Origin of the sequence: Methylocapsa palsarum (genome assembly GCF_900114285.1) — a bacterium.
Lineage (GTDB): Bacteria > Pseudomonadota > Alphaproteobacteria > Rhizobiales > Beijerinckiaceae > Methylocapsa > Methylocapsa palsarum.
In genome coordinates this window covers 173,219-195,308 of sequence record NZ_FOSN01000008.1, presented here as the reverse complement: position 1 = coordinate 195,308, position 22,090 = coordinate 173,219, and the positions used below count along the sequence as shown (strand labels likewise).

Annotated in this window: 18 protein-coding genes and 1 tRNA gene; 4 read left to right on the top strand and 15 right to left on the bottom strand. The window is 65.9% G+C overall.

The features are described 5' to 3' along the window. Positions 1-41: 41 nt before the first annotated feature. The 5 genes from BM177_RS11080 to BM177_RS20615 all read right to left on the bottom strand — a co-directional run bounded on the left by BM177_RS11080 (position 42) and on the right by BM177_RS20615 (position 4,541). Positions 42-1,106, bottom strand: coding sequence for a 5-oxoprolinase subunit C family protein (locus tag BM177_RS11080; RefSeq protein ID WP_244532265.1), 1,065 nt, complete (start codon positions 1,104-1,106; stop codon positions 42-44). Next, positions 1,103-1,855, bottom strand: coding sequence for a 5-oxoprolinase subunit B family protein (locus BM177_RS11075; RefSeq protein ID WP_091682187.1), 753 nt, complete (start codon positions 1,853-1,855; stop codon positions 1,103-1,105). The genes BM177_RS11080 and BM177_RS11075 overlap by 4 nt, the downstream gene beginning before the upstream one ends. Positions 1,856-1,860: 5 nt before the next feature. Beyond that, positions 1,861-2,625: a LamB/YcsF family protein gene (locus BM177_RS11070; RefSeq protein ID WP_091682185.1), complete on the bottom strand. Its 765-nt coding sequence runs from the start codon at positions 2,623-2,625 to the stop codon at positions 1,861-1,863. 82 nt (positions 2,626-2,707) lie between these two features. Next, positions 2,708-3,622 carry a phosphoserine phosphatase SerB gene (gene serB / locus BM177_RS11065; RefSeq protein ID WP_091682265.1) on the bottom strand — a complete coding sequence of 305 codons (915 nt, stop codon included), beginning with the start codon at positions 3,620-3,622 and terminating at the stop codon, positions 2,708-2,710. Positions 3,623-3,791: 169 nt separating this feature from the next. After that, a complete protein-coding gene (locus BM177_RS20615; protein ID WP_244532264.1) occupies positions 3,792-4,541 on the bottom strand; it encodes a hypothetical protein in 750 nt (249 codons plus the stop codon). Between the two features lie 169 nt (positions 4,542-4,710). Here BM177_RS20615 and trpA point away from each other — a divergent pair, with 169 nt between their 5' ends. The 3 genes from trpA to BM177_RS11045 all read left to right on the top strand — a co-directional run bounded on the left by trpA (position 4,711) and on the right by BM177_RS11045 (position 7,979). Next, positions 4,711-5,583, top strand: a complete 873-nt coding sequence (gene trpA / locus BM177_RS11055) for a tryptophan synthase subunit alpha (protein WP_091682260.1) — start codon at positions 4,711-4,713, stop codon at positions 5,581-5,583. 191 nt (positions 5,584-5,774) lie between these two features. Beyond that, positions 5,775-6,641: an acetyl-CoA carboxylase, carboxyltransferase subunit beta gene (gene accD / locus BM177_RS11050; protein ID WP_091682183.1), complete on the top strand. Its 867-nt coding sequence runs from the start codon at positions 5,775-5,777 to the stop codon at positions 6,639-6,641. Positions 6,642-6,662: 21 nt separating this feature from the next. Further along, complete coding sequence (locus tag BM177_RS11045) at positions 6,663-7,979, top strand: bifunctional folylpolyglutamate synthase/dihydrofolate synthase (RefSeq protein WP_091682181.1); 1,317 nt, start codon at positions 6,663-6,665, stop codon at positions 7,977-7,979. An 18-nt stretch (positions 7,980-7,997) separates the two neighbouring features. On the opposite strand, the gene queD is transcribed toward BM177_RS11045, so the two are convergent. The 8 genes from queD to BM177_RS11000 all read right to left on the bottom strand — a co-directional run bounded on the left by queD (position 7,998) and on the right by BM177_RS11000 (position 20,651). Further along, positions 7,998-8,354, bottom strand: coding sequence for a 6-carboxytetrahydropterin synthase QueD (gene queD / locus BM177_RS11040; protein WP_091682175.1), 357 nt, complete (start codon positions 8,352-8,354; stop codon positions 7,998-8,000). Positions 8,355-8,400: 46 nt separating this feature from the next. Beyond that, the gene (queE, locus tag BM177_RS11035) at positions 8,401-9,036 is read right to left on the bottom strand and encodes a 7-carboxy-7-deazaguanine synthase (protein WP_091682257.1); all 636 of its coding nucleotides are present in this window, start codon (positions 9,034-9,036) and stop codon (positions 8,401-8,403) included. A gap of 151 nt (positions 9,037-9,187) precedes the next feature. Then, the gene (trxA, locus tag BM177_RS11030; RefSeq protein WP_342028903.1) at positions 9,188-9,529 is read right to left on the bottom strand and encodes a thioredoxin TrxA; all 342 of its coding nucleotides are present in this window, start codon (positions 9,527-9,529) and stop codon (positions 9,188-9,190) included. A 55-nt stretch (positions 9,530-9,584) separates the two neighbouring features. Further along, positions 9,585-13,082: a double-strand break repair helicase AddA gene (addA, locus tag BM177_RS11025; protein ID WP_091682171.1), complete on the bottom strand. Its 3,498-nt coding sequence runs from the start codon at positions 13,080-13,082 to the stop codon at positions 9,585-9,587. Further along, on the bottom strand, positions 13,079-16,264 hold the full coding sequence (gene addB, locus BM177_RS11020; RefSeq protein ID WP_091682170.1) for a double-strand break repair protein AddB: 3,186 nt from the start codon (positions 16,262-16,264) through the stop codon (positions 13,079-13,081). The genes addA and addB overlap by 4 nt, the downstream gene beginning before the upstream one ends. 157 nt (positions 16,265-16,421) lie before the next feature. Further along, positions 16,422-17,231, bottom strand: coding sequence for a lytic murein transglycosylase (locus tag BM177_RS11015; RefSeq protein ID WP_091682169.1), 810 nt, complete (start codon positions 17,229-17,231; stop codon positions 16,422-16,424). Positions 17,232-17,350: 119 nt separating this feature from the next. Continuing rightward, positions 17,351-19,057, bottom strand: a complete 1,707-nt coding sequence (locus BM177_RS11010; protein ID WP_244532263.1) for a heparinase II/III family protein — start codon at positions 19,055-19,057, stop codon at positions 17,351-17,353. Positions 19,058-19,301: 244 nt separating this feature from the next. Next, positions 19,302-20,651: an RsmB/NOP family class I SAM-dependent RNA methyltransferase gene (locus tag BM177_RS11000; protein ID WP_091682254.1), complete on the bottom strand. Its 1,350-nt coding sequence runs from the start codon at positions 20,649-20,651 to the stop codon at positions 19,302-19,304. Positions 20,652-20,896: 245 nt separating this feature from the next. Here BM177_RS11000 and BM177_RS10995 point away from each other — a divergent pair, with 245 nt between their 5' ends. Beyond that, entirely contained in the window at positions 20,897-21,109 is a 213-nt protein-coding gene (locus BM177_RS10995; protein WP_091682159.1) for a DUF1674 domain-containing protein, read from the top strand. An 18-nt stretch (positions 21,110-21,127) separates the two neighbouring features. On the opposite strand, the gene BM177_RS10990 is transcribed toward BM177_RS10995, so the two are convergent. Together BM177_RS10990 and BM177_RS10985 are read right to left on the bottom strand one after the other, a co-directional pair. After that, on the bottom strand, positions 21,128-21,754 hold the full coding sequence (locus tag BM177_RS10990; protein WP_091682158.1) for a DNA-3-methyladenine glycosylase I: 627 nt from the start codon (positions 21,752-21,754) through the stop codon (positions 21,128-21,130). Between the two features lie 185 nt (positions 21,755-21,939). Then, positions 21,940-22,016 (bottom strand) — tRNA-Pro (locus BM177_RS10985). Between the last annotated feature and the right edge of the window lie 74 nt (positions 22,017-22,090).

The following is a 22,090-nucleotide window of genomic DNA, read 5'->3' as shown; positions in this document are numbered from 1 at the left end:
GTCTTCTCGATGGGATTGATTCAATACGATCGGAATAGGCGCTAGCGCGACGCAAGATCCGTCAGCGCGTCGGTAAAGCCATCGATCAGATTGGTTTCGAGGAGCAGCTTCGAGGTCGGTTCGCGCCGGAGGGGAGCCATGTGGGACGCTATGCCCGCGATCTCGTCCTCGAGCGCCAGCAGCGCGGTTCTGGCCTCAACTGTGCTGACCTGAGCAAATCGGCGCCTCTCGCCCGGACGTGACTGGGCGAGACGGCCGATATCGGCGCGAATGACATGGCCGAGCTTCGGATAGCCCCCGGTCGGCTGCCGGTCGGCCATGAGAATGAGCGGCCGGCGATCTCCGGCGACCTGGATCGCGCCCAGCGCCACGCCGTCGGACACGATGTTGTAGCCGCGCGAATGCGCGATCTCTGGTCCCTCGAACCTGTAGGCCATCCGGTCCGCGGCCGGCGTCAGCGTGAATTCCTCGTCAAAAAACGCGGCGAGGCTCGATGGATCGAAATAATCGTCCTGCGGACCGGGGACGACGCGGATCGGATCCCGCGTCCGGCGCAGCCAGGCCGCGTCGATGATGGCTTCGCTTCGGTCCCCGCCGGATCCGGGCGCGGCCGCGGGCAGGATATCGCCCTCGCGCAGCATGCGCCCGTCCACGCCGCCCATCGAGGAGCGCGTATGCGTCGCCCGGCTGCCCAATTCAGGCTCTGTATCGAAGCCGCCCTCAACCGCAAGATAGGTCCATGCGCCCATGGCTCCGGGCCGCACCGTGAGACTGTCTCCGGGCTGCAGCAGGAGCCGCGCGGCGGGCGGCAGCAAGGCGCCGTCCCTGCGCCAGTTGAAGTCCGCGCCGGCATAGGCGATCCAGAGCGGCCCGTTTTCGCAAATCGCCCGAAGCCCGCCGAGGGAGATTTCAATCGCCGCCGCATGGCTCTCGTTGCCGAGCGCCAGATTGGCCGTGCGGAACGCGGTCCAGTCCATCGGGCCGGCCTCAGTCACGCCGTAGCGAAGGTAGCCGCGCCGTCCTTCGTCCTGGATCGTGACGCCCGGACCGGCGCAAAGCAGCCTCAGGCGCGCAGGCGCCCCGGCATGGATGAGCCGGGGCGTCACGGGTTGCTGTCCTGCAATGTGTCCTCGCGGGCGACGAGGTCTCCCGCCTCCGCGGCGGCGCTCATGATCTCGAACGTCGCGGCGTCGATCGGTTCGAAAACGATCTCGTCTCCGACGTCGGCGAAGAACATCCGTTCGCGACGCCGCTCGAAAGTCTTGACCGGCGTCCGGCCGATCGCATACCAGCCGGTCGGCATGGCGACGCCGGTGATCAGCGCCTGACCGCCCGCAATGAGCAAGGATCCGGGCGGGGCGGGCGGGCGCGGAGTCGCGCGCCGGGAAATTTGTAGCTCTGCCGGCAATCCGCCGAAAGATCCGCCAAGATACATGAACCCCGGCGCGAACCCGTACATATAGACCCGGAACAGCGCGCCCGAATGAGCCGCGACAATGGCGTCCTCCCGAACGCCGAGGATGGCCGCGGCTTCCGCCAGATCTTCGCCAAAGGGCGGATCATAACAGGCCGGAATGCGCCAGCGTTTCGGGGCGGCCCTGGGCGAATGCGCGGTCTCCAGCCGGTCCAGCATTTCCGCGAGGGCCTGCATCGTCCACCGCCCGGGATCGAAGTGAACCATCAGCGAGCGATAGGTCGGGACGGTCTCGTTGACCCCCTCGAACCTCGCGCCTGCGATCGCCGCGTCGAGCGCCAGCACGCGGTCGTGGAGCGCCGGGTCGATGGTTTGCCCGAATTCGACGACGAGCGCGCTTTCGCCGGCGGGCAGATAGCGCGGCTTCGCTTCGGCGCCCATGCCGGTCAACAGGGAGCGAAGGGCGCGAGCGCCACGCCAGCCCCTTCGAGACGCGAACGCAGCGATCTCGCCATGGCGACCGCGTTGGGATTGTCGCCGTGAACGCAAATCGAATCGATCTCGACCGGCAGCCGTTTGCCGGAGGCTGTGACGATGGCGCTCTCCTCGACCATCGCGAGGACGCGATCGGCGATTTCGGCGGCGTCGCTCAGGATCGCTCCGGGACAGGACCGGTCCATGAGAAGACCTTCCTCGGTATAGCCGCGGTCGGCGTAGATTTCGCTGGCGACCTTCAACCCCTGCGCCTGTCCGGCTGCGACAAGCCGCGTCCCGGCCACCGCGAGAAAACAGAGGCGGGGGTCGACGGCTCTGACGGCGCGGGCGGCCGCCTGCGCGATCGCCGCATCCTCCATCGCGAGGTTGCTCAACGCGCCATGGATCTTCACATAGGTCAGCCGATGTCCGGCATAGGCCGCGAGCGCCATCGCCGCGCCGATCTGATAGGCGACGAGCCGTTCGATTTCATCCGGCGAGAACGCCAGCTTGCGGCGTCCAAATCCCCAAAGGTCTGGAAATCCGGGATGGGCGCCCGCCGCGACGCCCTTCGCCCTGGCCATTTTGAACGTCCGAGCCATGATTTCAGGGTCGCCCGCGTGAAAGCCGCAGGCGATGCTGGCGCTCGTGACAATGCCGAGCATCGAGGAATCGTCGCCCATGGCGTAGACGCCGAAACCTTCGCCGCAATCGCAATTCAGATCCACGCTGCGCAAAGGAAGGCCTCGATCATCGCCGGGCGGCAGGCGAAAATGACGACCGCCGTTCGGCGCAGCTTTGCGCCTTCGCCCGAAGGGGTCAACAGGGCAGGGAATCGTCCGCAAATTCCTCGCGGCGGTATCCCTGGGCGTAAAGCAGGGCGGTGAGGTCGCCGTAATCGATCCGGGCGTGCGCGGCGCTCGCCACGGCGGGCTTGGCGCGATAGGCGACGCCAAGGCCGGCTTCCTCGAGCATCGCAAGATCATTCGCGCCGTCGCCAACCGCAAGGGTTTCTCCCGGCGCGCAGGCGTATGCTTCGCGAAGGTTCAGCAAGGCCGCGCGTTTGCCCGCCCTGCCGAGGATCGGTTCGGCGACGAGGCCCGAAAAGCGGCCGTCGTCGCCAAGCAGGATCGTGTTGGCGCGATCTTCGTCAAACCCGATCATCGCGGCGACCGGCGACGTAAAGACGCTGAAGCCTCCCGAGATCAGTGCAGTGTGAGCGCCATGGCGGCGCATGGTCGCAACGAGCGCGCGCGCGCCCGGCGTGACTTTGATCTTGTTTTCGATCACATGCGCGACGACGCGCGGATCGAGGCCCTTGAGCAGCGCGACGCGTTCGCGCAGCGCGGGCTCGAAGGCGATCTCGCCGCGCATCGCGCGCTCCGTGATGGCCGCGACATGAGCCTTCTTGCCGATCTCCTCGGCGAGTTCGTCGATGCATTCCTGGCCGATCATGGTCGAGTCCATGTCGGCCAGCAGCAGCTTCTTGCGCCGTCCTTGCGCCGCTTGCGCGATGACGTCGATTCCGGCATCGCCGATCGCGGTCCGCGCCCGGTCCGCGAAATCCCGCGCCTTGGCGGGTTTTTCCGGCGCAAAGACGATATCGGCGGCGACGCCCTGGTCGAGCCATTGGACGGTCTGAACGCGCGGCAAGACCGCCGCCGCCGCACGCAAGAGGGCCTCCGTCAAAACGGGCGTCTTAGGGTTGCAGATCAGAGTCGCGACATAGGTCATGAAGTCTCGCGGGCGGAGCAGCCGGAGGTTCCCTCCTAGAGCATATTCCGATTGGATTGAATCCATCCCATCGATCAGAAAGCGCTCTACCAGACGTCTTTCGCTCTGGAAAAACGCTTAAGCCGGAAGCCGGGCCGCGGCGAGGAACGGCTTTACAGTCCGCGTCCGGCTATTTCGCGACGGGTTTTTTCTTCAGATGTTGGTCGATCAGCATGTTGGCGATCGACATGCGCCGGGTCGCGCTCACCCGCTGCGGCGCCTCGATGCGGTCGGGGTGGTTCTTTTTGGCGAACTCGCGGCGGATTCTCTTGAGATCCGCGCTCGCGAGATCGGCGTGCAGGCCCATTTCGGCGGCGATGGCCTCATCTTCGGTCCGGGGAGGTCTCGATGGAGCCGCCCGCCTTTCCCGCGCCGCGGCCGCGCCTTTGATAGGGGCCGATTCCGCCGGTTCGTTTTTTCGAAAAATGTTTTTGGGGAAAACGCCGCCTTTTTGCGAGGCCCAGGAAATGACGCCTGAAAGGCGCGGCAGGCGCAATCTCGGGCGTTTCGGCGAACGCGGACCCGATGTCAGGTTCGCCGCCGGCCAGAAAAGCGCGGCCGCCAGCTTTTTCAACGTGCTTAAAAGTGGAATTTCGGCGGGTCGGCTTTTTATTGCTTCGTTTTCACATCCAATGTCCGGGCTCGCAATGTCCGGGCTCGCGAGTTTTTCGTCGTTTTTCTTGGCTTGAGTTCTTTTCGCCGCCATCGGCGCCTTCGCCCTCCGGGCGTCAGGATCGACCTTTTTCCCGGGTCCAAGAACGGCGCCGAAGGAACTGGTCGCGCGCCGGGTCGGGCCGGGGTCCGGCAGGCCGTCCTCGCCGGCCAGTCCGGCGAGAATGTCAGAGAAATCGCCAGCAGGAGGTTTTTTCATCTCGACCACGCGGATGCGCCCGGCGAAACGCCGCCGGATCTTGCACCATCCTGCGCGGCCTGTTTTCAGTTTCAGTTAAGCCGGACGTAATGTTTTGACGGGAATTGGCTCGCTTGACTTGTGCGCCGCGCCGTCGGAGGGAAGACGCGTCCCCCCGCTCCGGATGCCGCCAGCCGCCATGTCTTCACGCAACGATTCTTCACGCAACGACTCTTCACCCAACGATTCTACGCGAATCGACCGCCGCTTCCAGGATCTCGCACGGGAGGGTCGCGCCGCGCTCGTCACATTCGTGATGGCGGGCGACCCCGACCGCGCGACGAGCCTTGCGATCCTTCAGGCCCTGCCGGGGGCGGGCGCCGACGTGATCGAGGTCGGCATGCCCTTTACCGATCCGATGGCGGATGGCCCGGCCATTCAGGCGGCGGGGCTGCGGGCGCTGGCGGCGGGCGCCACTCTCCTCGACACATTGTCCCTTGTCGCCGAGTTTCGCCAGGGCGATCCCGAAACGCCGATCGTTCTGATGGGCTATTACAACCCGATTTATGTTCATGGCGTCGAGAAATTTCTCATCGAAGCGAAGGAGGCGGGCGTCGACGGCCTGATCGTCGTCGATCTGCCGCCCGAGGAAGATTCTGAACTCTGCCTCCCCGCGCTCGCGGCGGGTCTCAACTTCATCCGTCTCGCGACGCCGACGACCGATGCCGCGCGGCTCCCGGCGGTTCTCGCCAACACTTCCGGGTTTGTCTATTACGTGTCGATCACCGGAACGACCGGCGCTGCGACTCCGGATTTCTCGAACACGGCGGCCGCGGTGGCGCGGATCAAGGCGCACACGTCGCTGCCGGTCGCGGTCGGCTTCGGCGTCAAGAACGCCGATACCGCCGCCGCCATCGCGGCGCATGCCGATGGGGTGGTGGTCGGTTCGGCGATCGTCGAGGCCCTGCGCGCCTCCCTCGACGAAAAGGACCGGGCGACCGCGAGCAGCGTCGAGGCCGTGAGGAACCTTGTGGCGGAGATTTCAAAGGGCGTTCGCGCCGGGCGCTCCTGAGGCGCGGGCTCCGCAGGGCGGGCCATTCTTTTCCTGACTTTCCCTTAAACCCGTCGCGGGCTAAAGAAGATGGTTCGCCGCCGTTGTTCTGGGGCCTTCGGCGCCGCCGAAAAGAGACCTCGTGGCGCAGATCGCGCGGCTCCGTTGAGTTTTGCGTCCCGGAAATCGATATTCCTGCAGATGGATCTTCCATGAACTGGATCGTCAACGTCGTCCCGCCAAAGGTCAGATCGTTTCTTCGCCGGGAAACCCCCGAGAACCTTTGGGTGAAATGTCCCGAAAGCGGCGAACTCGTCTTTCACAAGGATCTCGAAGCCAATCTTTTCGTGGTGCCGGGGTCTGGCTACCATATGCGCCTCGCGCCGAAGGCGAGGCTGGACAATCTGTTCGACAACGCCAGTTACGAAGAGATCCCGACGCCGGAGGTTCCGCTCGATCCGCTGAAATTCCGCGACGTGAAGCGCTACACGGACCGGCTCAAGGAATATCGTCAGAAGACCGGCGCGGTGGACGCGGTCAAGCTCGCGTTCGGCCAGCTGGAGGGCATGAACGTCCTCGCGGCGGTGCAGGATTTCGATTTCCTCGGCGGCTCGCTCGGAATGGCGGCGGGAGAGGCCATTATCACCGGCATGATGACCGCGATTGAACGCCACGCCCCTTTCATCATCTTCACGGCGTCGGGCGGAGCGCGCATGCAGGAGGGCATCTTCTCGCTGATGCAGATGCCGCGCACGACCATCGCGGTGCAGCGCCTGCGCGCCGCGAGGCTTCCCTATATCGTGGTCCTGACCAATCCGACGACGGGCGGCGTCACGGCGTCCTACGCGATGCTGGGCGATGTGCATGTGGCCGAGCCCGGCGCGGTGATCGGCTTCGCCGGCGCGAGGGTGATCGAGCAGACCATCCGCGAGCGGCTTCCGGAAGGATTTCAGCGCGCCGAATATCTCGAAGCGCATGGCATGGTCGATATGGTCGTGACACGGCAGGACATGCGCGCCACGCTGGCCCGCCTGTGCGCGTTGCTGATGCAGGCGCCGCCCGCCGCGCAAGTCGCCTGACGCGGCGAAAACGACATCATTATGGATTCGCTGGACGCGCTCCTCTCACGCCTTTTCACGCTTCACCGCAAGACGATCGAGCTCTCGCTCGGCCGCATCGAGCGGCTCCTGGCGGCGTTGGGGTCGCCGGAGCGCAATCTGCCGCCGATCATTCACGTCGCCGGGACCAACGGCAAAGGCTCGACCATCGCCTTCATGCGCGCCATCCTCGAGGCGGCGGGCAAGCGCGTCCATGTCTATACCTCGCCTCACCTCGTCCGCTTTCACGAGCGGATCAGGATCGGGACGGAAGGCGGCGGACGCCTTGTCGGCGATTCCGAGCTTTTCGCCGCGCTCACCGCCTGCGAGACGCTCAACAAGGGCGAACCGATCACCTTCTTTGAGGTGACGACGGCCGCGGCGTTCAAACTGTTCGCCGAACATCCGGCCGATTATCTGCTGCTGGAGGTCGGGCTTGGCGGCCGCTTCGACGCCACCAACGTCATCTCGTGGCCGAAGCTTTCCATCATCACGCCGGTGTCGATCGACCATCCTGAATTCCTCGGCGCGAGCGTCGACAAGATCGCGTTCGAGAAAGCCGGAATCATCAAGCCCGGCGTTCCCGTGATTGCCAGTTTCCAGGATGAGGCCGCCCTGGCCGTCCTGCGGCGCGCCGCCTTGCACGCGAGCGCTCCGCTGACAGTCGGCGGGCAGGATTTCTCGGCGAGGGAAGAGAACGGGCGGCTCATCTTCGAGGACGTCAACGGCCTCCTCGACCTGCCGCTGCCCCGCCTTCCCGGCCGCCACCAGCATCAAAATGCGGCGACGGCGATCGCCGCCATCCGTTACGTGGAACCAGGCCTCGCTCAAGACGTCTATGAACGCGGACTGGCGCAGGCGGACTGGCCGGCGCGGCTGCAAAATCTCACCAAGGGCCATGTGGCGGCTCTCGCGCCGCCGGGCGCGGAAATCTGGCTTGACGGCGGCCATAACGAGGATGCGGGGCGCGCTCTCGCGCAGGCCATCGCCGACATCGAGGACAAGGCGCAAAGGCCGCTGATCGTCGTGTGCGGCACGCTCGCCTCGAAAGACACCGCCGCCTTTCTGCGCGCCTTCAAGGGTCTCGCGCAGGAGGTTCTCGCCGTTCCCGTCGAAGCCGATCAATATTCGAAGCCGGCCAGCGAAGTCGCGGCCGCCGCCAACGCCGTCGGATTGAGCGCTGTGGCCTGCGGCAGCGTCGAACTGGCGTTGCGGTTTCTCGCGGCCCGGGAATGGCGCGTTCCTCCCCGGATTTTGATCACCGGCAGCCTTTATCTCGCGGGGCAGGTGCTGGCGCTGAACGGCACGCTGCCGGAGTAAAAGAGCAGCGCCGGCCTGCTACTGCCCGTTATATTCCGCCCAGCAATCGGGCGTCTCGAAGACGACGACGCTCGCAAGCTGCGGAAGCGTTTTGACGATGCGCTCGAAGATGAAGATCGAGATGTTCTCGGCGGTCGGATTTTGCAGCCCTTCGATCTCGTTCAGATATTGATGATCGAGCTGTTCCAAAAGCGGTCCGAAGACCGCCTCGATGTCGAAAAAGTCGACGACGAATCCGGTGAACGGATCGACCGGGCCCTCAAGCTTCAGCTCGACGCGATAGGAATGTCCGTGGAGCCGGTGGCAGCGATGTTTTTCGGGGACATTGGGCAGCCGGTGAGCCGCCTCGAAACTGAAGGCTTGCGTGATTTTCATGAGCTAAACTTCGACGCGAGGGGAGAGTGCGGGACTCGTGAGAGGCTCACGGGACGCCGATCATCTTGTGGGTCTGGACGCTGAGGCGCCAGTGCGGATGGGCGAGGCAATAGGCCACCGCCGCCTTCGTGTTCTCAGCGATGTTGGCGCCGTCCATGGGTTGAAGCCAGAACCGCTCGAAGGCAAGGTCGGCGACATCTTCGGGCCCAAGACCCTCCTGCGGAAAGACGAGCTTCAATTCGGATCCCTTCCGGGCGACGAGGTCCGCTCCGGCCTTGGGACTGACGCAGATCCAGTCGAGGCCGTCCGGCGGCGGAAGGGTTCCGTTGGTTTCAACCGCGATCTCGAAGCCGTGCGCGTGGACGGCTTCGATCAGCGCCGCGTCGAGTTGCAACAGCGGTTCGCCGCCGGTGAAAACGACGAACCGGTCAGTCGCGCCCGCGTCCCAGGTCCGCTCGATCGCGAGGGCCAGCTCCCCCGCGTGGGCGAATTTGCCGCCGCCGATCCCGTCCGTCCCGACGAAATCAGTGTCGCAGAAGAAGCAGTCCGCGCCGGCGCGGTCCTTGTCATGGCCCGACCAGAGATTGCAGCCGGAAAAGCGGCAAAACACCGCGGCGCGCCCGGCGTGCGCGCCTTCCCCCTGCAAGGTCAGGAAGATTTCCTTGACGGAATAGATGCGCATGGGATCGCCCCGAAGCTCCTTCAAAGCGGCGATTTCGATGGGGGAGGTTCTTGTCCCGCTCTCTGGAGCGCGGCCGAAACAAAAAAGACCTCTCTCGAGGTCTTTTATCACACTCCCGCTCCTTCATCAGGCGGGTAAATGGGGCGGCGGCTCAAATGCCTTCGCTGATCCATTTCTTCAATTCGCTCTTGGGCGCCGCCCCGACCTTCGTCGAAGCCATTTTGCCGCCCTTGAACAGCATGAGGGTCGGAATGGAGCGAATCCCGTAAGCGCCCGCGACGCCCGGATTTTCGTCGACGTTGAGCTTCGCGATCGTCACTTTCCCGTCCAGCTCCTTGGCGATTTCCTCGAGCGAGGGTCCGATCATCTTGCACGGCCCGCACCATTCGGCCCAGAAATCGACGACGACAGGGCCGCCGGCTTTCACCACGTCCGCATCGAACGTGGCGTCTGTAACTTTCACAGTGGACATGGGGGCTCTCGTCGCTGGAATAGAAGAACCTGAACCTAGGAAGAGCGGGGGCGGGCGTCAAGTCAGGCTGGGTCGATCAATCCGTTTCAATTGAGGCGAGAGCCGCATCGAGAGCGCCGGTCTCAAGCTCGACGACGCTCGCGTCGTCGATCCAGACCAGACTCATCCGCAATGGCTTTCCGGGCCAGAGGGGGGCGAGAACTGCGCGGTAAAGCGCCATCTGCGCGATATAGCTCGCGGGGACGCCGCCGGCCGCGCCGCCTCTCGTCTTGAAATCGGCGACCAGCACCGCCTCCGGCGTCTCCGCGATTCGATCGACCTGACCGGCGACGGCGATTTTGCGCCCGCCCGGCAAGGCGACGGCGCCTTCGAGGGGGGCTTCCGCAATGGAGCCCGGCGAAAACAGGTCTTTGAGGGCGGGCAGGTCGAGGACGGCGATGATCTTGTCCGCAAGCGCCTGTCGCCAGGCCGCGCCAAGACCGCCCGCCGCGGCGGCAAGATAGTTCAGCGCCGCCGTCCTGCGAAGATCGGGCGCGAGACCCGGCAGATATTGCAACAACAGATGCGCCAGCCTGCCTTGCTCCATCGCGAGACGACGAGCCGTGGTCGCCGGCGGAGCGTCCGAGCCGCTTATAAAGCCGCTTCTCGAGGCGAGGGCCCCCGAGGGCCGCACCAGCGGAGCGTCCCGAGCTTCCTCGAAAGCCGGACGCGCCAGCCAGTCGGGCGCCGCCACGGGAGGCGCCGGCGGTGGCGGGCTATCGATTGACGTTGATGCAGACGAACCGCTCGCCCGGCGCAGGATTTTGTCGTCAATATTCCAAAATGCGGGAAAAGATTCAAAATCGCCGCCCTGGCCGAGCGTCGCCAAGATCATCGTCGCCCAGCACTGCGGACTCGGGCCTTTCGCCCCATGGCATCCGGCGATGTAGAGCCTCTCTTCGGCCCGCGTCAGCGCGACGTAAAGAAGCCGCCTGTATTCTTCGAGAGCCGCCGCCCTCGCCCTGGTCCGGGCCTCGGCTGTCGCGGGACAGTCGAGCGCGCTCTTCGGCGACCACGCCAGCAAGGGCTGGTCATCGCGGCCGGAGCTCAGCTTGAAGAGTTTCGGGTCGTGGCGATGCGTCGGCGCGCCGCAGGTGTCGGGCAGGAACACGATCTTGGCTTCAAGACCCTTGGCCGCATGGACGGTCATCACGCGGACGGCGTCGGCGCCGGTCTCCATGTCGCGTTTGATGGAACATTCCATGTTCTCGAAAGTGTCGAGAAAGGCGACGAGGGACGGCGCGGACTCGTTGTCGTGCGACAGGGCGAGACGCAGGAATTCGTCCACCGCGTCGGCCGCCTCGGCCCCGAGCCGCGCCGCGAAGGCAAGGCGGCCGCCGTCCTCGCAGAGCAGGCTCGAATAAAAGGCGAACGGGCTTTGCGCCGCGCGGGCGCGCCAGGCGGCGATTCTGGCGAAGGCGCGCGTGTGGCGGGGCTCCCCCGAATGCGCGAGAGCGTCGAAAAGGCTGCCGCTCCGGTTCGGCGCAAAGGCCAGCAGATCGTCGTCGTCAAGTCCGATCAGCGGCGATTTGAGCACGCAGGCGAGCGTCAGATCGTCCTGCGGCAACAGCGCCGTCCGGCCGGCGGCGACAAGGTCCATGATCGCGATATGATCCGCGAGTTCAAGCCGGTCGGCGCCCGCGACGGGCACATTGCAGTTCTTCAAGGCGCGGATCAGGGCCTCGAACAGCGGCCCCCGTCTTCGCACGAGGATCAATATGTCTCCGGCGCGAATCGCGCGAGGCCGCCTGTCGCGCGTGTCGAACACCGTTTCGCCTGTCTCGGCGATCAGCAGCGCGATCTTCCGGGCGACGCGATCGGCGACGAGCGCGACGGGATCTTGCGAATCGCGAATGTCGAGCGGCAGTTTCCAGTCGCGTGGGTCTTCCCGGGCTTCCGGTCCAACGGGCGGCCAGATTTCGACAAGGCCCGGCAAATACCTCTTCAACGCCTCGTGCGGCATCCAGAGGTCGTCGTCTGCGATGAGCCCGCTTTGATGCTCGCCATGCTCGAACACCTGATCGACGGCGCTCAAAATGCCGGGAGACGAGCGGAACGACAAGCCGAGGCGCACATGTTCGAAGGCGGCCTCTCCCGCGCTGAATTTGACCCGGAACCGTCGCAGCATCTGCGCGAACATTTCGGGCGCTGCGCCCTGGAACGAAAAAATCGACTGCTTTTCGTCGCCGACCGCGAAGAACGTGCGCGGTCTCCCGCCTCGCCCGGCCCCGGCGAAATCGCCCGTGAGCCGCTCGAGGATTCGCCATTGCGGAGCGCTCGTGTCCTGCGCTTCATCGACGAGAATGTGGTCGATTCCCGCGTCGAGCTTGTACAGCACCCAGGCGGCGTCCGATCGCTCGACCAGGGCCAGGGCGCGCTCGACGAGATCGTCGAAATCCAGAATCCCTCGCGCCGCTTTGATCGCATGATAGCGGGTGAAGACCGCCTGAACCGCCCCGAGCAGCGCCAGGGTCCGGGACAGCGTCGCGGCGGACCTGCGCTCGATGCGAAGCGGTTCGAGCCGCGCTTGCTCGGCGTAGAGCATGGCCGCGAGGTCCGGGCGGAGGGCGGCAGGCTTTTTTGTCGCCAGGCTGGATCTTGCGTGTCCCTCGCCCGCATCGATGAAAAAGATCGCGAGATAGGCGGCGACGCAATCTTGAGAACAAAACAGCAGATCGCCCTGGGACGCCCGCCCCGCGGCGATTTCTCGCGCGGCGGCCGCGTCGCGGAACTGCTTCGCCAGCTTCTGGTCGGTCGAACCGCCGTGATCGAGCCAGTGGGCGACATCGGGCCAAAGCGCCGGGGATAGTCCGTTCTCGATGATATCCCGCTCGACCGCGGCGCCGTCGCGGCCCGCGGCCAGATGTAGAGCCTTTCTCAGATCTTGTTCAGGATCCTTGTCCCAAAGCTCGCGCAGGCCGCGAAACGCCATCGCCTCCTTGATCAGAGCCTCGAAATCGGCGGGCGAACATTCGTCCACGAGCCGCGCGATATGGGCGCCAAGCCCGCGAGGATCGCCGCTGACGCCGGCCAGAACCTCGCGCCGCGCGCGAGCGAGGAGTTCGGCCTGACGCGGCTCATCCGCCACCTCGAAACGCGCGGCGACATTGGCCTCGAACGGAAACAGGTGGAGCAGCATTTCGCAAAACGCGTGGATGGTCTGGATTTTGAGCCCGCCGGGCGTCTCGACGGTCCGCGCGAACAGCGTTCTCGCCGCGTCGAGGGCGACGCCCGTCGGGGCGGGAGCGCCTGTCGCGATGATCGCCTCCCTCAGGTCCTCGTCGGACAGCCGCGTCCAGAGCGCCAGCATTTCGAAAACGCGCGAAGCCATGTTGGCCGCCGCCGCCTTGGTGAAGGTCAGGCAGAGGATTTTCGAGGGCGCCGTACCCTCAAGGAGAAGCCGCACCACGCGCTGGATCAGCACATGCGTTTTACCTGATCCGGCGTTGGCCGAGACCCAGGCCGAGGCGGCCGGATCGGAGGCGGCGCGCTGCTTTGCGAGCGTATGCGCTGGAAGGTCGATTATCGCGCTCATGCGCCGCTCTGCGCGCCGGCGCCGTCCGGTTCGCCGCTCAGCGACCATTCCCTGACCCGGGCGAGATGGTCGTAGCAATTGTAGGCGGCGGCGAATTTTGGAAAGGGGCGAGGCGGGTAGGGCGTTCCCGGATCGCGGAACTGTTCGAGCAAATCGACGAGCCCGATGAAATGCGCCTCCGCGACCTCGAGGAAGTCTGGACCGCCTTTGAACGCCACCAAATGTTCCTTGCCGCCTCCCGGACCGCCCAGTTTGACATAGAGCGCGTCGAGGGCGCCGACGTCGGCGGGAAGAGAGAACGCTCCGCGCGACGCCATCGCGGCTTCGAGCGTGAGCTGCGGCGCGAAGCCCACCAATATCTCCTGCGCGCCGGGCGGCGTTCCGGTCTTGTAATCGACCAGCGTCACGCGCCCGTCCTGACCGATCTCGATGCGGTCGGCGCGAGCCGACAGCGTGAAGCGCGTCCCGTCGGCGAGGGGAATGTCGATCTCGCCGGCGCATTCAACCAGCAACGAGGCGATCGAAGGGCGCCGCCTTGCTTCGAAGCCGAGGCAAAAATCGATCGTCTTTTCGATCCAGGGCCAACGCAAGGCCTCGAAGGAGGGATCGTCGAGATGCGCGGCGGCGACCGCGGTCCGGACGAGAACGCGCAATTGCCGCCTCGCCTCATCCTGGGACGGCAGATGCGGGCCGGGATATTTTCTCCCGAACTGCTCCAGCGCGGCGTGGACCGCGCCGCCGAGTTCCGCCGCCTCCGGGGCTGCGCCAAGAGCGCGGAGTTCAAACAGGCCGAGAACATGTTCGGCGTAGATGGCGTAAGGATCGCGCCGCAGTTTCTCGATCGCCGTGACGCTCAGCCGGGTGGGGCGCAGGGCGATTTGAGGCTTTGGCTCCGGCCGCCTCAGCGCTGGCGCCGTTTTGTCCGGCCGGTCGATCGTCCGGGCGAGCCGCAGATAGGCGTCGCCGCGCGCGCGGCATTCGTCGAGCTCGCGATCCGCCACCGCCGCCATGCGCTGGATGAAACGCGAGGCGACGGTCGGAGAACCGCCCCGTTTCGCCGCGCGGCTCAGGATCACCCGGGTCCGTCCCATCGCCTGCTCGAAATCATGCGCGGTCTGCCCGAGTTTGCGTTCCGGCGGGGTCAATCCCAGCGCGGCGCGCATCGGCCGGTTCAGAAACGCGTCGGTGCGGGCGAGCGGCGGCCACACGGTCTCGTCGAGCCCCCCGATCAGTATCAGGTCGGCCTCCATCAGGCGGGCCTCGAGGAGGCCGTATATTTTCAGGCGCGGATGAACCGTCCTTTTGTCGCGCACGACGGTTGCGCCAGCGACCGCCGCGAAGAAACGGTCATAGGATTCGCTGTCGAAGACCATGCCGGGCGTCGCTGACTCGGCGAGATCGTCGAACAGGGCTTCGAGAGCGTCGAGACTGGCGCTGTCCCGGTCCTGGTCGGCGCGGTCCTGGTCGGCGATGGCGGCCAGCGCCGCGCGGTGCGCGCCGATCCAGGTCTTGAGGCATTGCGGCCCCTCAAGATCGAACAGGGGCTTCAGTCCCGCGCCGACGCGGACGAGAAGATCTTCCAGCGCCTCCCATTCGGGCGGCGAAATGCGCCGCCTCGCCGGATGCGCGAAACGATCGGCCGCTTCCGCTTTCGCCCGCGCGATGAGGGTGCCCGGATCGCCGCGGACCCTGTCCCGCAGCGGTCCCGCGGCGGAGGGAGAGCGCAAGACGCCGATCTCGAGCTGCGGCGCGAGCCGATCAATCTCGCGGCGTTCAAGTCCAAGCCGCAGGTATGGATGCGCGAGCAGGCCGCTCAGGCTTTGCGCGGTCAGTCCGTCCGCCGCGCAGCCGGCCACAAGGCGGGCGAGAACGCCGTGAGGGCAAGCGCTCAAGGGTTCGCCTGCGGTGTCCTCGATCTCGATCCCCCAGCGCAGGAGCTCCGCCCCGACGCGGCGGGCGAGTTCGCGGTCCGGGGTGACGAGCGCCGCTGTCTCGCCCGGGGTCTCCAGCGCCTCGCGCAGGGCGATGGCGAGACAGAGCGCTTCCTCCCGTTCGTCACTCGCCTCGATCAGCGCGACGTCCGCCAGCGCGCGGGAGAGTTCGCCGTCCGCAAGACCCGCGCGGTAGCCGATCCATGCGCTGGTCGCTGCCGCCGGCCGCAACGCCTCGGACACAAAGCGCGCGCGGGCGGCGCGCCCGGGAGCGACTGCGCCCAGGCTCAAAACGTCCTCGCGCTGAACCTTCAGCGCTTTCAACAAGCGGCTGAGCGCAGCCTGCGGATGGGTGAACGAGGGCTCGTCGTCCGCCTGGCCGCCGCCCGAGATCAGCGCCCATGCTCCGGCGTCGAGCGACAGATCAAGACCTGGAAGCACCACCGCGCCGCGGGGCGAGGCGGCGATGGCGGCAAGGAGGCGCGCCGTCGCCCGGTTGGTGCCGGTGGAGCCAATGGCGATCACCGGACCCTCGCCGCGCTCTTCTTTCAGGCGCTGGCTTTGCGCCTCGACGAGTTCAACCTGGCGCCGCGCCCGATCGACCACGCCGAAGCCGGCGAGAATCCTCGGCCATTCCGTGATGGCGATGGTGAGGAAGGCGAGGGTGATGCCCCAGTAACGGTCGAACTCCGGCAGAACCAATGGATCGAGCCTGTTCCAGGCGACGTCCTCGATGATCAATTCGTCGATGAGGCCCGCCAGCTCCCCCGCCAGATGCCAGGCGTCCGCCGCGCTCGCCGCCACGTGGAACGCTTCGGCTTCGTCGAGCTGATACTCGCCTTGCGGGCCGACGGACACGATGGCGTGTTTCAAGACTTGCGCCCAGGTCAGGATCATCTCGGCGAGCCGCATCCGCCGCGCGGTTTCGCCCATGGCGGGCGAGAGTTCCGGCGCGTGCGCGCGATCGATAGCGTCATCGTCGAAATATAGCCGGGTCTCCGCATCCTCCAGCGCGCCGAGCGGCAGGATGCGCGGGGCCAGAATCGAAGACCGTCCCAGAGCGCGGACGAGTTCGGCAAGGAGCGCCCGCGCGGATCGACGCGTCGGCACATAGATGGTGGCCGAGGCGAGGTCGAGCGGAGAAAGGCGGCGCGAGAATCCTTCGACGACGAGGCCGTCGAGAAGCGCCTCCGCGAAGGTCCGCAGGAAGGGCGCGCCGGGGGCGATGGTGAAGATTCGGCTTTTGTTCACGCGGACTTTGCGGACTGAGGGCGGCGGACGGGTTTATCATGCCCGCCGCCCGCCGCGTTTTCTATTCGAGCGCGGCTTCTATCCACAGGTTGCGGTCGAGGGACGTCGAGGAAGAAGGCTAGAGGTCTTTGTCAGACCGTGGCTCTCCCTCGCCGTCTCAGTGTCTCCCGCCGCCTTCGTCGATCTGCCGCCCGACGATCGCAATCGCCTGCTGATACACCGAGGCGGCGTTCCAGGCCTGGAGCGCGGCGAAATTGGGTTCGCCCGGCTGATAACCGGCGCCGGGGCTCCAGCCATGGGCCCGCAGGAAATTCGCCGTCGCGTTCAGCGCTCCCGACGACGTGTCGAGATTGCCTCCGCCGCCGTAATTGAGGATGTTTTTCGGCATGAATTGCGTCTGGCCGACTTCGCCATGCATGGAGCCGCGCGTGTTGGCGTTGAGGACTCCATGGTCGACGAGCGTCAGGGCGGCGTCGAGCTGGTCGGTGAAGTAAGCCGTCCGGCGGCAGTCGTAGGCGAGCGTCGCGACGGCCGACAGCGCGTTCTGGTTGCCATGCACGGCGCCAAATCCCGTCTCCATGCCCCAGATGGCGATGAGCGGCCCCGGCGGGACGCCATAGCGCTGCTGAATGCTGGCGAACAGGGCGGCGTTGGATTGCTTTAACGCCCGTCCGCGCGCGGCGATGGCCGAGCCGCCCCGCTTGGCGAGAAACTGGTCGAGCGACAAATGGAAGCTCTTCTGGCCGCGGTCGGCGGCGATGGTCGCGGTGTTGTAGTGGGTGCTCATAAGCGCCGCGATCGCGTTGGCGCTGTATCGTCCCTTCGCTTCGTTGGCGAATTGCTGTTTCCATGCATCGAAGCCGGCGCCCGTGTTGCCGCACTGCGCGGCGCCCGCCTCGCCGCCCATGCAGGCGAGCGCCGCGAAGGCCGCCGCTGCGATGGTCTTGAACTTCCCGCCCCTGGTCATCCGGAACTCCCTTTCGATCCCTTGCGCCAGACGAATCTTCCGCCCGCCCAGGATAAATGTGTAGACGCGCGCGCCGGAGGCGTAAAGCAGCGTCGGCGCGGCGATCTATCGAACGGAAGTCACTCTTTCTTCCGTTCGGCCTGAAGGAAACTCCATTCGACCTCGGAATCGTCCAATGTATAGCCGTGAACGGCGATCTGGGCGCAGCTTCGCGGCCCGTCGGGACCGGCGAAAAAGATGCTCTCCTCGATCTCGACCGGGAGCCTCGGGCTCTCGAACAGCCAGCGCCGGCCGCTGGGAAGCACGCAGAGGACAGCATAGCCCGCGCGCACCCGCTTCAGGCGGACGCCGGGATGAATATGGAAACGCACGACGAAGGAGCGGTTCTCGGGGTGCGAGATCGTTGGGCGAAGGCGGTCGACGCCGTCGAGCCGTCTGCCGTCCTTGTGCAGCGAAAGCTGGCGTTCATGAATGAAGCCGAATCGCGAATCGTAGCCGTTATGCGCGACGGTCAGGCTCGATGTCGAGGCGTCGTCGAACCGCTCGACATCGACGCTGTCTGGTCCCGACACCATCTCTCCGCCGAGCCATTTGCTCATCCCCGCCTGCGCGGCGAAGCGGCACGACGACGTGTCGTCGATGATCAGGGTCGAATGCGCCGCGGTGGTCCGCGCGGCTTCGCGGGCCGCAGGCCGGTTGGCGTCGGGCGCGCCGCAATTGACGACGAGCCGGAACGCGCCGATCGACATTTCGAATGATGCACAGCCGGCGTGGGCGCGCTGGGAGAAATCCTTGGGCGGCGGCCGGCCGGCGTCGGCGAGAACGATCGCGTCGGGCGCTTCGAGGCGCTGATAGCCGGAATGCGGCGCGTTCGTCAGTGCGCGGGCGCGAACGTCGTCATAGGCGAGAACGGTCGCCAGCAATTCGGGCTGCGTCACCCCCATGCCGTTGAACAGGGCGAGCGTTCCGTCGCCATGCCGGAACAGGCGCAGCATCGGCATCATGCGGTCGATCGCGTTGAGGAGCTGCGCCGGCGGCTGCAGGCCGCGCGCGGCGTAAGCCTGCCGCAGCGGAAGAAGATCGAGCAGCAAATCGATCAGAACCTGCGGATTGCGGCTGACGTGTCCGCCGTCGGGAAGTATCCGCCGCGTCAGTTCGTCGGTGAGGAGCCTTGTGCTTCTCTGCTGCGTCTTGTTTGGACCCTCCGCGCACAGACCGAGTTCCGCAAGCGCGATCAACGCGGCGAGCCTTGCCTCGCCTTGCAGGCCCATCGCCAGTTTGCGCTCGAGAAAGGCCTGCGAGCGTCCGATCCCCTTCATGAAGCGGCGATAAAAGGCGCGGTCGGCGCCTTCGAGAATGATCGGTGATTGCGACAGGAACGCAAGCAGGCGGCGCGCCACGACCTGCGGCTCCCAGGCCTCGCTGTGGCCTGGCTGGCCGGCGAGAGTCAGGAAATCATCGACGAGGGCGCGGGCGTTGGCCCGGGCGATGGCCGTATCGGCGGCGCGCAGGTGGCGCAGCCAACTGAAACCCGCGAGCGCGCGCGCCCATGCCGGAGAGCCCGGCTCCAGCTCGAACGGCGAACGTCCGTGCGCATTGACGATCTTGCCGCCGAACGCGAAATATCCGGCGTAGATATCGGCGGCGAGCGTCGGATCGCTGGTCCGGATGTCCTGTGGCGCGATGAGCAGACGGACCGGCGCGCGCCGCCTCAACCCCGCGACCGCCAGCAAGGGCGTGCGGAAAATGCGGGCCGCCGCCGCCGCCGCGCGCGCGGCGAGACGGCCCGCGACGCGCAACCGGTCATTGAATGTCACGCCGGCCACGAAATTCGTTTCCTCATGTTCGCGGTAAATTTCGGCCCCGTCCGATTCGAGTCGCGCGCGATGGCGCTCCTTGTTTGCCCATTTCGGCCAGCGGCGTCCAGCGGGCTGAAGCCTTTGACGTCATTGAGCTTCGCCGGTTGAACGCTGTCGGCTCGGCGCGTCGCGCCGGAGCCGCATTCCTCCAGGGCCGCATTCACAAGTAAGGGTGTACTAAAATGGTTAATTTCTCAGGCGGGCGGCGTGGTCAGGGCCGCCGCACGAGGCGGGCGGCGAAAAAACCATCAAGGCCGGCGAGCCTGTCCTCGTCCGCCGGAAGGTGCGGCGGCAGACTGCGCAACTCTCCGTTTTCATTCAGAATTTCGTCGAGACCGCCGACTTCCGATGGTCTGATCGGCACGCGCGCCACATCCGGATTGCGGCGCAGCAGCGCGGCGATCTGCATTTCGCCTTCCTCGGGTTCGATCGAACAGGTGCAATAGACGATCTGGCCGCCCGGTTTCACGAGTTCGACCGCCTTGTCGAGCATGCGGGCCTGGATCGCGGACAAAGCGGCGATGTCGCCCGGCTTCTTGGTCCAGGCGATGTCGGGGTGGCGTCTGATCGTGCCCGTGGAAAGACAGGGCGCGTCCACCAGCACGGCGTCGAAGGGCGGCGCCTTGAGGCTGACGATATCGGCCACGATGACGTCCGCGTGAAGGCGCAGGCGCTCGAAATTGGCGGCGAGCCGTTTCAGCCGTTCGGCCGAACGGTCGATCGCCGTGACGTCCGCGCCCGCCGCCGCGAGCTGCGCCGCCTTGCCGCCGGGCGCGGCGCAAAAATCGCCCACGCGCATGCCGGGGGCAACCCCAAGGAGGCGGGCGGGCAGAGCCGCCGCCGCGTCCTGTATCCACCATTCGCCTTCGGCGAATCCGGGAAGTTCCGTGACCGGCGTGTGGGTTGTGAGCCGGATCGAGCCGGTCGGCAAAAGCCGTCCTCCCAGCCGCTGCGCCCAAAGCTCAGGATCGGACTTCACAGTCAGATCGAGCGTCGGTTCGGCGCGATTGGCGCGGGCGATGGCGAAAGCGAGATCGTCGCCATAGGTCTTGCGCCAGCGCGCGCCGAGCCAGGGCGGCGTGTCGTGTTCGAGAGGATCGCTCTCCGCGAGGATTTTCTCGCGGCCGCGAATCAGATTGCGCAAGACGGCGTTGACGAGGCCGGCGAACGGCGCGGTCTTCGATTCGAGGCGGGCGGCGCGAACGGCGAGGTCGACGGCGGCGTGATCGGGCACATCGAGAAACAGGATCTGCGCCGCGCCGGCGATGAGGCTCCATTCGAGGTGCGCCGCCTGACGCGGCAAGCCCTTGTCCAGAAGCGCGGCCAGCGCCGCCCGGATCGTTCCGAGACGGCGCAGGCCCGCCGTCACGATCGATCGCGCGAGCGCGACGTCGCGGGGCGCGAGGCCGCCAAGCCGGGCCGGAATGGCCCCGGCGCTGAAACATTCCTCCAGGGAATGGCCTTTGGCGATAATGTCCCCAAAGATCGCGGCGGCGGCGAGACGGGCGGGAAGTCCGGGATGATGCTCAGCTTCTTGTCTTTGGGATTCCGCGGAAGCCATCTGGCTCGGCCGGTTGTTCGACGCCTTGCGGACCGGTCGCTTGGCCGAGGGCGGACGCGGAGGTGCGTTCAAACTTATACTCCGGTCCGAAGGTTTGGCCGAAGACCAAGGCTTTGCTGAAGAATCATCCGCTTTTATACCATGATCGGGTACAGTGCGTGTAAGATTTCGGACGGATACAGACGTAGACATGCGATCGGAAAGCGCTCTAGGCGCCACATTTATAGCTATGACGAGAAAGCGGCATGAATAAGCTGGGAAAAAACGAGGACGGAAGCGGCGCGCGCCGCCCGGCGCTCACCCCGGAGGCCCGGCGCGCGCTCGCGGAGGCGAACGAGCGTCGGCTCCGCGCCGAACGCGAGGCGATTGCGCGGCCGAAGGAAATCGATGGCCGCGACGGTCCAGAGCCGGTCCGCTACGGAGATTGGGAGGTCAAGGGAATCGCCAGCGACTTTTGAGAGAGGCGCAGAGCGAGTTCATTTTTTCTGTTTTCGCGCCAGGGCGGCGCATGCCTTGTGCCGCCCGCAGGAGACGAGATGATCGTTGACCATGCCTGTGGCCTGGCAGAACGCATAGACGATCGTCGGGCCGCAGAAATGGAAGCCCCTCTGTTTCAGATCCTTGGCTATTGTCGCCGATAACTCGGTCTGGGCGGGAATCTCCGCGGATGTCCGATAGGCGTTCTGGACGCTCAGTCCGTCGAAGAACCCCCAGAGATAGTTCGAGAACCCTTCGCGCTGCTGAATGTCGAGGTAGGCGCGGGCGGAGGCGATCGCTCCGACGATCTTGGCGCGGTTGCGGATAATGCCCGCGTCCTGCATCAGGGCTTCGACCTTGGCCGCGTCGTATGAAGCGATCTTTTCAGGATCGAACTGATCGAAGGCCGCGCGGAACGCGTCGCGCCGGCGCAGGATGGTGATCCACGAGAGCCCGGCCTGGAAGCCGTCGAGTACGAGTTTCTCGTAGAGCGCCCTGTCGTCGCGCTCGGGCGTCCCCCATTCCTCGTCGTGATAGGCGAGATAGATGGGATCGGCGCCCGGCCAGACGCAGCGCCCTGTCGCAAGAGGATCCGGCGGATTTGGCCGCTGCTGCGCTCGCTTCATTTTTCGATCCGCCCGAAGACGATCTGCCCGAAGACGATCCGCCAGAAGATTTGCGGCGTTCGCAGTCGAGCCAGCCTCAAGTGAACGCCGTTCGCCGCATTTTTAAAACTGGGGGGAGGGGGGCGAAGGCTTTGTTTTAAATGGGCGGAGCTTGTCTTAAATGGGCGCAGAGAAGAGAGTTTTATTGGTCGGAGTGAGAGGATTCGAACCTCCGGCCCCCTGCTCCCGAAGCAGGTGCGCTACCAGGCTGCGCTACACTCCGACTGTGCGGTCCAGGACCGCTTTGGAGCCCCGCTTATAACCATGAGCCGGGGCGCCCGCAAGTGCGCAGCCGCA

What these genes read in the sequence shown, in the direction of transcription:
- trpA (WP_091682260.1), top strand. Translation starts at nt 4,711, where the DNA reads ATGTCTTCACGCAACGATTCTTCACGCAACGACTCTTCACCCAACGAT.
- BM177_RS11015 (WP_091682169.1), bottom strand. Translation starts at nt 17,231, where the DNA reads ATGACCAGGGGCGGGAAGTTCAAGACCATCGCAGCGGCGGCCTTCGCG.
- queE (WP_091682257.1), bottom strand. Translation starts at nt 9,036, where the DNA reads ATGCGCATCTATTCCGTCAAGGAAATCTTCCTGACCTTGCAGGGGGAA.
- serB (WP_091682265.1), bottom strand. Translation starts at nt 3,622, where the DNA reads ATGACCTATGTCGCGACTCTGATCTGCAACCCTAAGACGCCCGTTTTG.
- BM177_RS10990 (WP_091682158.1), bottom strand. Translation starts at nt 21,754, where the DNA reads ATGAAGCGAGCGCAGCAGCGGCCAAATCCGCCGGATCCTCTTGCGACA.
- queD (WP_091682175.1), bottom strand. Translation starts at nt 8,354, where the DNA reads ATGAAAATCACGCAAGCCTTCAGTTTCGAGGCGGCTCACCGGCTGCCC.
- addA (WP_091682171.1), bottom strand. Translation starts at nt 13,082, where the DNA reads ATGAGCGCGATAATCGACCTTCCAGCGCATACGCTCGCAAAGCAGCGC.
- BM177_RS11075 (WP_091682187.1), bottom strand. Translation starts at nt 1,855, where the DNA reads ATGGGCGCCGAAGCGAAGCCGCGCTATCTGCCCGCCGGCGAAAGCGCG.
- BM177_RS11045 (WP_091682181.1), top strand. Translation starts at nt 6,663, where the DNA reads ATGGATTCGCTGGACGCGCTCCTCTCACGCCTTTTCACGCTTCACCGC.
- BM177_RS10995 (WP_091682159.1), top strand. Translation starts at nt 20,897, where the DNA reads ATGAATAAGCTGGGAAAAAACGAGGACGGAAGCGGCGCGCGCCGCCCG.
- accD (WP_091682183.1), top strand. Translation starts at nt 5,775, where the DNA reads ATGAACTGGATCGTCAACGTCGTCCCGCCAAAGGTCAGATCGTTTCTT.
- BM177_RS11000 (WP_091682254.1), bottom strand. Translation starts at nt 20,651, where the DNA reads ATGGCTTCCGCGGAATCCCAAAGACAAGAAGCTGAGCATCATCCCGGA.